Below are 290 nucleotides of genomic sequence, written 5' to 3' on the forward strand. Positions count from 1 at the left end.
GTCCAAACGGTTGTCCGTGGGATAAGGAACAGACGCAACAATCTTTGAATAAGTATTTGATTGAAGAGAGTTACGAATTAATTGAAGCGAAAGATGAAGAGGACATCGATCATATGATTGAAGAATTAGGGGATGTGCTCCTTCAAGTAATGCTCCATGCACAAATTGGAGAAGACGATGGTTTTTTCTCGATCGATGATGTGATTGCAGCGATAAGTGAGAAAATGGTGAGTCGTCATCCCCATGTGTTTGCTGATAGTCAAGCAGAGACTTAAGAGGAGGTGGTGAAG

At 41.7% G+C, this 290-nt stretch carries 1 pseudogene; it reads left to right on the plus strand.

Going from position 1 to position 290, the window contains the following annotated elements:
• A pseudogene (locus PZE06_RS28840) lies at positions 1 to 269 on the plus strand (MazG nucleotide pyrophosphohydrolase domain-containing protein); the annotation flags it as partial.
• Between the last annotated feature and the right edge of the window lie 21 nt (positions 270 to 290).

This window comes from Robertmurraya sp. DFI.2.37 (genome assembly GCF_029211245.1).
Classification (GTDB): Bacteria; Bacillota; Bacilli; order Bacillales; family Cytobacillaceae; genus Robertmurraya; species Robertmurraya methanolica_A.